This window comes from Gracilimonas sp., assembly GCF_035704785.1.
In the GTDB taxonomy this organism is placed as follows: Bacteria; Bacteroidota; Rhodothermia; order Balneolales; family Balneolaceae; genus Gracilimonas.
Window position 1 is genome coordinate 1 of sequence record NZ_DASSWP010000025.1, and the last position, 7,146, is coordinate 7,146.

Below are 7,146 nucleotides of genomic sequence, written 5' to 3' on the forward strand. Positions count from 1 at the left end.
GGAGATGGTAATGCCGGGCGACAATGTGAAGTTAGAAGTAGAACTTATCCAGCCGGTAGCGATGGAAGAAGGGTTACGCTTTGCGATACGCGAAGGTGGCCGTACTGTGGGCGCCGGAGTGGTAACTAAAATCTTAGATTAAAGGTCTGATCGTGGCAACACAACAAAAAATCAGAATTAAATTGAAGTCATACGATCATAACCTGATCGATAAATCAGCTGAAAAAATTATTCAGACTGTGAAATCTACTGGTGCGGTAGTATCGGGACCAATCCCGCTGCCCACTCGTAAAAGCATCATCACGGTGAACAAATCCGTATTTGTTGATAAGAAATCACGTGAGCAATTTGAGTATCGTTCTCATAAGCGTCTCATTGATATTCTCTCAACAGGATCGCAAACCGTTGATGCATTGATGAAGCTGGAATTACCTTCCGGTGTAGATGTAGAAATTAAAGTTTAGAAAAGGACCAGAACACGATGAGTGGTTTGATAGGAAAAAAAGTTGGTATGACAAGCGTGTTTGATAACGCAGGAAAGAATACTCCTGTAACTGTTATCGAAATTGAACCTTGTGCTATTACCCAGATCAAAACAGAAGAAACAGATGGTTATACAGCTGTACAACTTGCTGCTTTTGATCGCAAAGAAAAGAATGTAAGTAAAGCAGTCAAAGGTCACTTTGATAAAGCCGGAGTATCTGCTAAACACCAGGTAGTTGAATTTAGGGATTTTATTCCAGAAGGACTTGGTGTTGGTGACGAACTTAACATCAGTGATGTATTTACTATTGGAGACATTGTAGATGTAGTGGCTGTTTCAAAAGGTCACGGATTTACAGGTGTAGTTAAGCGGCATAATTTTGCTGGTGTAGGTGATGCGACTCACGGTCAGCACAATCGCTTGAGGGCACCTGGTGCGATCGGTAATGCATCTGATCCATCAAGGGTATTCAAAGGAATGCGAATGGCCGGTCAGTCCGGGAATGAAAGAGTTAAGATCAAGAACTTAAGTGTTGCTAAGATCCTCGAAGATTCTAATGTGATATTAGTTACAGGATCAGTTCCGGGGCCAAAAGGTGGCTACGTAGAAATTCATAATAAAACGTCTGTTATCAATTAGTCATGAAATTAGATATTTATAAAATAGACGGATCAAAAAGCAGCAAAAAAGCTGAACTCAGCGACGCAATCTTTGCTATCGAGCCAAATGATGTGGTTCTATACGAAGATGTTAGACGCCACTTGGCAAATAAACGTCAGGGAACGGCTAAAACTAAAGAGCGTGCTGAAGTTAAAGGAAGTACGAAGAAAATGTATCGCCAGAAAGGAACGGGTAATGCTCGTCGTGGTGATATAAAGTCTCCTTTACTTAGAAAAGGTGGAACTGTATTTGGTCCCAAGCCACGTGATTATGGCTTCAAAATGAATAAGAAAACCCGCCAACTGGCACGTAAGTCAGCCTTGTCACTTAAAGCAAGTGCAAAAGGTATTATAGTTGTGCAGGATTTTTCATTTGATGAACCGAAAACATCTCAAGTAGCTGTTATGTTGGCTGCTTTTGAGGCTGCAGGTAAAAAAGTACTGATTTTAACAAGCGAGACAGACACCATCATTTACAAGTCTGCCCGTAACATTCCTAAAGTTCAGGTATTGGAAGGTTATAAGCCTAACACATACCAGATCATGAATGCAGATGTGATCCTGATTCAGGAAAGCGCAGTAGCAGTTTTAGAAAATAGTGTTGAAGGAAAAACTGAAGAGGCGGCAGCATGAGTATTATCGTAAAACCAGTTATTACTGAGAAATTAAGTCGACTTCAAGAAGAAGGAAAATATACTTTTGAAGTTGCTAAAAACGCGACCAAGCCCGAGATCAAGAAAGCTGTTGAAGCTACTTACCCGGGCGTAAAAGTGGCTAAAGTAAATACCGCTATCATGCCATCTAAACCAAAGGGAAGATATACCAGAAGCGGTTATCAGGCAGGCCGAACTAAGGTCTGGAAAAAAGCCATTGTAACTGTCAAAGAAGGCGAAATTGATTTCTTTGCTGAAATTTAAGGATTAGAGAATAATGCCTACTAAGAAATTAAAACCAATTACACCCGGAACTCGACACAGGATCGCTCCTGTATTCGATGAAATTACCACTGATAAGCCTTTAAAAGCTTTATTAGCCGGTAAGCATAATACCGGTGGACGTAACAGACACGGACGTATTACTTCTCGCCACAGAGGCGGAGGGCATAAGCGACGTTATCGCATGATCGATTTCAAGCGAAATAAATTTGACGTGCCTGCTACCGTTCAAACTATTGAGTATGATCCAAACAGATCTGCCCGAATAGCACTGGTGGCTTATGCTGATGGAGAGCGAAGATATATATTGGCTCCTAACAAATTGAAAGTTGGAGACACTATAATATCCGGAGAAAATGCTGCACCTGATTTAGGTAATGCACTCCCAATGATGAAAATGCCTCCAGGTACGTTCATTCACAATATTGAGTTAAACCCGGGACAGGGTGGAACACTTTGCCGCAGTGCAGGTACCGGAGCACAGCTGCTTGGTAAGCAAGAAAAATATGTTAGTATCAAACTTCCCTCAGGTGAGGTTAGAATGATTCTTGGATCTTGCTATGCAACGGTTGGGGAAACAAGTAATCCTGACCACATGAATACCACGATCGCAAAAGCCGGTAGAAGCAGATGGAAAGGAAGAAGACCACAAACCCGTGGTGTTGCCATGAACCCTGTTGATCACCCCATGGGTGGTGGAGAAGGTAAGGCATCCGGAGGTCACCCACGTTCACCTTGGGGACAATCCGCGAAAGGTAAGAAGACAAGAAACCGTAACAAGTTGTCTTCCAAATACATCGTCAGAAGAAGAAAAACCAAGAAAAAATAATTAAGTAACGTATGCCACGCTCACTGAAAAAAGGGCCTTTTGTTTACTACAAGCTTCAGCGTAAAATCGATGAAGTTCAAGAAAGTGGAAGCAAGAAAGTGATCAAAACCTGGTCACGAAGTTCGATGATCACTCCTGATTTTATGGGATTGACACTTGCAGTACACAACGGTAAACAATTTATCCCTGTGTTTATAACTGAAAATATGGTAGGCCATAAGTTAGGTGAATTTGCACCTACTCGGACATTCCGTGGTCATCCATTGAAGAAAGCAGCTAAATAATTAATCGGAAATAAGTGATGGATACTCCAGTATTAGAAGCACGTGCAGTACAAAAGCATTTGAGGAAAGCTCCTCGAAAAGTTCGCCTTGTAGCGGATGCAGTACGTGGCATGTCAGTAGAAAAAGCTATTAAACGACTTGAATTTACTAAGAAAGCATCTTCAGAAGATGTGATCAAAGTGATCAAATCAGCGGCTGCAAATTTGAGAGACAAATTTCAGGAAGAGCGATTTGACAGCGAAGACCTTTTTATTAAGGAAATTTATGTTGATGAAGGTGTGACACTGAAGAGAATTCAGCCAGCACCGATGGGAAGAGCTCATCGAATCAACAAACGCTCATGCCATATCACTGTAAAAGTGGCTAAGCGCGATCAAGAAAGTGTAAACGAATAAACGAACAATACCTTGGGACAAAAAACAAATCCAACTGGTTTTAGATTAGGCATTATTCGCGGATGGGATTCCAACTGGTTTTCTGAAGAAAATCAGCCGGCCCTTATCATTGAAGATGAAAAGCTTCGCGAATATTTGCATACAAGACTTCGTAACGGTGGTCTTTCTAACGTAATTATTGAACGTACTCCAAAGCGTATTTTGCTAACGCTTAGAACAAGCCGGCCCGGTGTTATTATCGGTAAAGGCGGAGAGCAGATCGAACTTCTTCGAGAAGAGCTTAAGAAAATTACCAGCAAAGAAGTTCAGATCAACGTTAGCGAAATCAAACGACCTGAGCTTGATGCCAGCTTAGTTGCTCAAAATATTGCGCAACAGTTACAAGCTCGTGTATCATTTCGTAGAGCGATGAAAACAGCTATTTCATCTGCAATGCGAATGGGTGCAGAAGGTATTAAAGTTCGATGTGCCGGACGACTTGGCGGTGCAGAAATGGCCAGAACTGAGCAGTATAAAGAAGGCCGTGTTCCGCTGCATACACTTAGAGCAGATATTGATTATTCAACTTCTACTTCAAATACCATTTATGGCTCAATTGGAGTAACAGTTTGGATTTATAAAGGTGAAATTATTGGTGATGTTGACTTAACTCCTGGAACACAAACAGGAAGAGATTCAGATTCCGGCCGTGGAAACAGAAGAGGCGGAGATGATAAGGACAGAAGAAGTCGTCGCCGAAGCAGAAACAGAAATCGATCTAATAAAAACAGTTAATAAGAAACGATGTTAGAACCAAAACGAGTTCAGAGACGCCGTGTCCATCGCGACAAACTTAAAGGTAACGCTACACGCGGCCACGTTATTAACTTTGGTGATTTTGGACTGAAAGCAATGGAGCCTAAGTTCATTACTTCACGCCAAATTGAAGCCTGCCGTATTGCTATTGCACGTTCATTGCAACGTGACGGTCAAACATTCATCAGAATTTTTCCTGACCGGCCAATGACAAGTAAGCCTGCAGAAACCCGAATGGGTAAAGGTAAAGGTGCTTTGGATCACTGGATAGCGGTTGTAAAACCCGGACGTATTTTATTTGAAATCGCCGGTGTAAATGAAGAAAGAGCAAAGGAAGCTCTGAGACGTGCTGCTCATAAACTACCTATTAAAACCAAGTTTGTAGTTCGCAGAGACTACCAAGGAGGATAAGATGAAAGCGCACGAATTAAGAGATTTAACACTTACTGAACTAGAAGCTCGCTTGAATGATGAGCGTAGTGCACTACAAAATCTTCGTTTTACAAAATCGGTTACCGGACAACTTGAAAACCCGGCGAGATTAAGAAATCACCGAAGAGAAGTTGCCCGATTGGTAACAATTATTAAAGAAAAAAGTAGTGCTGAATAAGCAATAAGGATTTAAACTATGGCACAAACAGAAAGAGCCCGAAGACGAGAAAGAGTTGGACATGTGGTGAGTAACCGTATGGACAAAAGTATAACGGTTGCGGTAGATCGTCAGGTAAAGCATTCCATTTATGGAAAGTATATTACCAAGACTACTAAGTACATGGCACATGATGAGAACAATGAAGCAAACATCGGTGACAAAGTACATATTATGTCTACAAGACCACTATCAAAGCGTAAATCATGGCGACTGGTTGAAGTCGTCGAGAAAGCTAAGTAACGAATAGAGCATTAGGAATTAGCGATGGTTCAAACGAATACGACATTAAATGTAGCAGATAACAGCGGCGCCAGAAAGCTGATGTGTATTAAAGTATTGGGAGATTCCCGACGCAGATATGCACGAGTAGGTGATTTGATATCCGCATCTGTAAAAACTGCAATACCAGGTGGAAACGTCAAAAAAGGCGAAGTAGTAAAAGCTGTTATTGTACGTACAAGAAAAGAATACCGCAGGCGAGATGGCAGTTACATCCGCTTTGACGAAAATGCAGCGGTAATTATTAACAAAGATCAAGAACCGGTAGGTACACGTATTTTTGGCCCAGTGGCCAGAGAGCTTCGTGAAAAAAGCTTCATGAGAATCGTGTCGCTTGCACCGGAAGTACTTTAAAAAAGGAATTAGAGTATGCCACGCAGGTTCAATAAACAAAAGAAATTACACGTTAAAAAAGGCGATGACGTTTTAGTGATCGCCGGTAACGACAAAGGAAAAAGAGGCCGTGTATTGATGGTTTTTCCTAAAAATGAGCGTGTGCTCGTTGAAGGAATTAATATGCAAACCCATCATGAAAAGCCAACCCAAGACAACCCACAAGGTGGTCGCTTGAAAAGAGAAGGTGCCGTTCACATTTCTAATGTGATGGTTATAGATCCTTCTACTGATGAGCCCACTCGTGTTGGTCGTAAGCGAATTGAAGAAGACGGCAAAGGCCGTTGGGTTCGCTACGCCAAAACAAGTGGCGAAATGTTGGATAAATAACGCAGATAGATAGCAATGGCTGAAGCAAGATTATATACACAGTACAAAGATGAAATTCGCGAAAAATTGCGCGAAGAGTTTGAGTATGAAAACCCGATGGCCATACCCAAACTTAAGAAAATCGTAATTAACGTAGGCGTAGGTGATGCTATAACCGATAAGAAAGTATTAGATACGGTTGTAGATAACGTCGCTGCGATAACTGGACAACAACCGGTTACTACAAAGGCTAAGAAGTCTATTTCGAACTTTAAGCTAAGAGAAGGAATGCCAATTGGCTGTAAAGTTACCCTTCGACAGCGCATTATGTTCGAATTCCTTGATCGTCTTGTAAACTTGGCTTTGCCAAGAACACGCGATTTCCAGGGAGTACCGGATAAAAGTTTTGATGGCCGTGGAAATTATACCATGGGTATTAAAGAACACACTATTTTTCCGGAAATAGATACAGATAAAGTTTCAAAAGTACACGGTATGGATATTACTTTTGTAACTTCTGCTGAAACTGATGAAGAAGCTTATGCCCTGCTTAAGCACTTTGGAATGCCATTTCAAACAAGAAACTAAGGATATTCTATTATGGCTAAGAAAGCTTGGATAGCACGTAACAAAAAACGAAAAGAAACTGTAGAAAAGTACGCCGAAAAGCGTCGCAAGCTCAAAGAAGCGGGCGATTATGAAGGCCTTCAGAAATTACCTCGTGATGCAAGCCCGACCCGGGTTCGCAATCGTTGTAATATCACTGGCAGAAGCCGTGGTTATGTAGGTAAATATGGAATTTCGCGAATTAAATTTCGTGAACTTGCCCTCGCAGGTAAGATTCCAGGTGTACGAAAAGCAAGCTGGTAAATTTAACTAAGGAATCGATGACAGATCCTATTGCAGATTATTTAACACGAATTAGAAATGCCCAACAAGCAGGGCATCGAAGAGTAGATATCCCCGCTTCTAAACTGAAGCGAGCCATGACTAAGATTTTGGCAGATAAAGGGTATATCTCGAAATACATTGACATTGAAGACGGTAAGCAGGGTATCATCCGCTTGTTTCTGAAATATGATTCATATGGACATCCTGTGATCCGTAGCATGAAAAGACTTTCAAAACCCGG

The 7,146-nt window shown here is 41.5% G+C and carries 16 protein-coding genes and 1 pseudogene; all 17 read left to right on the forward strand.

What is annotated here, in order from left to right; all coding sequences use genetic code 11:
* Nucleotides 1-142 (forward strand): annotated as a pseudogene (tuf, locus tag VFM80_RS01175) (elongation factor Tu); the annotation flags it as partial.
* 10 nt (nucleotides 143-152) lie between these two features.
* Nucleotides 153-464, forward strand: coding sequence for a 30S ribosomal protein S10 (rpsJ, locus tag VFM80_RS01180; RefSeq protein WP_018128596.1), 312 nt, complete (start codon nucleotides 153-155; stop codon nucleotides 462-464).
* A 17-nt stretch (nucleotides 465-481) separates the two neighbouring features.
* Nucleotides 482-1,123, forward strand: a complete 642-nt coding sequence (gene rplC, locus VFM80_RS01185) for a 50S ribosomal protein L3 (protein ID WP_395068726.1) — start codon at nucleotides 482-484, stop codon at nucleotides 1,121-1,123.
* Nucleotides 1,124-1,125: 2 nt separating this feature from the next.
* Complete coding sequence (gene rplD / locus VFM80_RS01190; protein ID WP_395068728.1) at nucleotides 1,126-1,776, forward strand: 50S ribosomal protein L4; 651 nt, start codon at nucleotides 1,126-1,128, stop codon at nucleotides 1,774-1,776.
* The gene (gene rplW / locus VFM80_RS01195) at nucleotides 1,773-2,060 is read left to right on the forward strand and encodes a 50S ribosomal protein L23 (RefSeq protein WP_395068730.1); all 288 of its coding nucleotides are present in this window, start codon (nucleotides 1,773-1,775) and stop codon (nucleotides 2,058-2,060) included. Before rplD ends, rplW begins: the two co-directional genes overlap by 4 nt.
* Before the next feature lie 13 nt (nucleotides 2,061-2,073).
* The gene (rplB, locus tag VFM80_RS01200) at nucleotides 2,074-2,907 is read left to right on the forward strand and encodes a 50S ribosomal protein L2 (protein ID WP_395068731.1); all 834 of its coding nucleotides are present in this window, start codon (nucleotides 2,074-2,076) and stop codon (nucleotides 2,905-2,907) included.
* 11 nt (nucleotides 2,908-2,918) lie between these two features.
* Nucleotides 2,919-3,191 carry a 30S ribosomal protein S19 gene (gene rpsS / locus VFM80_RS01205; protein WP_395068733.1) on the forward strand — a complete coding sequence of 91 codons (273 nt, stop codon included), beginning with the start codon at nucleotides 2,919-2,921 and terminating at the stop codon, nucleotides 3,189-3,191.
* A gap of 17 nt (nucleotides 3,192-3,208) precedes the next feature.
* On the forward strand, nucleotides 3,209-3,586 hold the full coding sequence (gene rplV / locus VFM80_RS01210; protein WP_395068735.1) for a 50S ribosomal protein L22: 378 nt from the start codon (nucleotides 3,209-3,211) through the stop codon (nucleotides 3,584-3,586).
* A gap of 12 nt (nucleotides 3,587-3,598) precedes the next feature.
* On the forward strand, nucleotides 3,599-4,360 hold the full coding sequence (gene rpsC, locus VFM80_RS01215) for a 30S ribosomal protein S3 (protein ID WP_395068737.1): 762 nt from the start codon (nucleotides 3,599-3,601) through the stop codon (nucleotides 4,358-4,360).
* A gap of 9 nt (nucleotides 4,361-4,369) precedes the next feature.
* A complete protein-coding gene (rplP, locus tag VFM80_RS01220) occupies nucleotides 4,370-4,792 on the forward strand; it encodes a 50S ribosomal protein L16 (protein WP_395068739.1) in 423 nt (140 codons plus the stop codon).
* 1 nt (nucleotide 4,793) lies between these two features.
* Nucleotides 4,794-4,991 carry a 50S ribosomal protein L29 gene (gene rpmC / locus VFM80_RS01225; RefSeq protein WP_395068741.1) on the forward strand — a complete coding sequence of 66 codons (198 nt, stop codon included), beginning with the start codon at nucleotides 4,794-4,796 and terminating at the stop codon, nucleotides 4,989-4,991.
* Between the two features lie 18 nt (nucleotides 4,992-5,009).
* Nucleotides 5,010-5,273, forward strand: a complete 264-nt coding sequence (gene rpsQ / locus VFM80_RS01230; RefSeq protein ID WP_395068743.1) for a 30S ribosomal protein S17 — start codon at nucleotides 5,010-5,012, stop codon at nucleotides 5,271-5,273.
* 24 nt (nucleotides 5,274-5,297) lie between these two features.
* Nucleotides 5,298-5,666, forward strand: a complete 369-nt coding sequence (gene rplN / locus VFM80_RS01235; RefSeq protein WP_395068744.1) for a 50S ribosomal protein L14 — start codon at nucleotides 5,298-5,300, stop codon at nucleotides 5,664-5,666.
* 15 nt (nucleotides 5,667-5,681) lie between these two features.
* A complete protein-coding gene (gene rplX, locus VFM80_RS01240; protein ID WP_395068746.1) occupies nucleotides 5,682-6,035 on the forward strand; it encodes a 50S ribosomal protein L24 in 354 nt (117 codons plus the stop codon).
* Between the two features lie 15 nt (nucleotides 6,036-6,050).
* Nucleotides 6,051-6,602 (forward strand): 50S ribosomal protein L5, encoded by a 552-nt coding sequence (rplE, locus tag VFM80_RS01245; protein ID WP_395068748.1) that lies wholly within the window; start codon nucleotides 6,051-6,053, stop codon nucleotides 6,600-6,602.
* A gap of 12 nt (nucleotides 6,603-6,614) precedes the next feature.
* On the forward strand, nucleotides 6,615-6,884 hold the full coding sequence (rpsN, locus tag VFM80_RS01250; RefSeq protein WP_142456346.1) for a 30S ribosomal protein S14: 270 nt from the start codon (nucleotides 6,615-6,617) through the stop codon (nucleotides 6,882-6,884).
* A 17-nt stretch (nucleotides 6,885-6,901) separates the two neighbouring features.
* Nucleotides 6,902-7,146 (forward strand): 30S ribosomal protein S8 (gene rpsH, locus VFM80_RS01255; protein ID WP_395068750.1); only part of this gene is annotated, 245 nt, incomplete at its 3' end.

What these genes read in the sequence shown, in the direction of transcription:
- rplN (WP_395068744.1), top strand. Translation starts at nt 5,298, where the DNA reads ATGGTTCAAACGAATACGACATTAAATGTAGCAGATAACAGCGGCGCC.
- rplC (WP_395068726.1), top strand. Translation starts at nt 482, where the DNA reads ATGAGTGGTTTGATAGGAAAAAAAGTTGGTATGACAAGCGTGTTTGAT.
- rplD (WP_395068728.1), top strand. Translation starts at nt 1,126, where the DNA reads ATGAAATTAGATATTTATAAAATAGACGGATCAAAAAGCAGCAAAAAA.
- rplB (WP_395068731.1), top strand. Translation starts at nt 2,074, where the DNA reads ATGCCTACTAAGAAATTAAAACCAATTACACCCGGAACTCGACACAGG.
- rplV (WP_395068735.1), top strand. Translation starts at nt 3,209, where the DNA reads ATGGATACTCCAGTATTAGAAGCACGTGCAGTACAAAAGCATTTGAGG.
- rplP (WP_395068739.1), top strand. Translation starts at nt 4,370, where the DNA reads ATGTTAGAACCAAAACGAGTTCAGAGACGCCGTGTCCATCGCGACAAA.
- rpmC (WP_395068741.1), top strand. Translation starts at nt 4,794, where the DNA reads ATGAAAGCGCACGAATTAAGAGATTTAACACTTACTGAACTAGAAGCT.
- rplX (WP_395068746.1), top strand. Translation starts at nt 5,682, where the DNA reads ATGCCACGCAGGTTCAATAAACAAAAGAAATTACACGTTAAAAAAGGC.
- rpsN (WP_142456346.1), top strand. Translation starts at nt 6,615, where the DNA reads ATGGCTAAGAAAGCTTGGATAGCACGTAACAAAAAACGAAAAGAAACT.
- rpsQ (WP_395068743.1), top strand. Translation starts at nt 5,010, where the DNA reads ATGGCACAAACAGAAAGAGCCCGAAGACGAGAAAGAGTTGGACATGTG.
- rplW (WP_395068730.1), top strand. Translation starts at nt 1,773, where the DNA reads ATGAGTATTATCGTAAAACCAGTTATTACTGAGAAATTAAGTCGACTT.
- rplE (WP_395068748.1), top strand. Translation starts at nt 6,051, where the DNA reads ATGGCTGAAGCAAGATTATATACACAGTACAAAGATGAAATTCGCGAA.
- rpsS (WP_395068733.1), top strand. Translation starts at nt 2,919, where the DNA reads ATGCCACGCTCACTGAAAAAAGGGCCTTTTGTTTACTACAAGCTTCAG.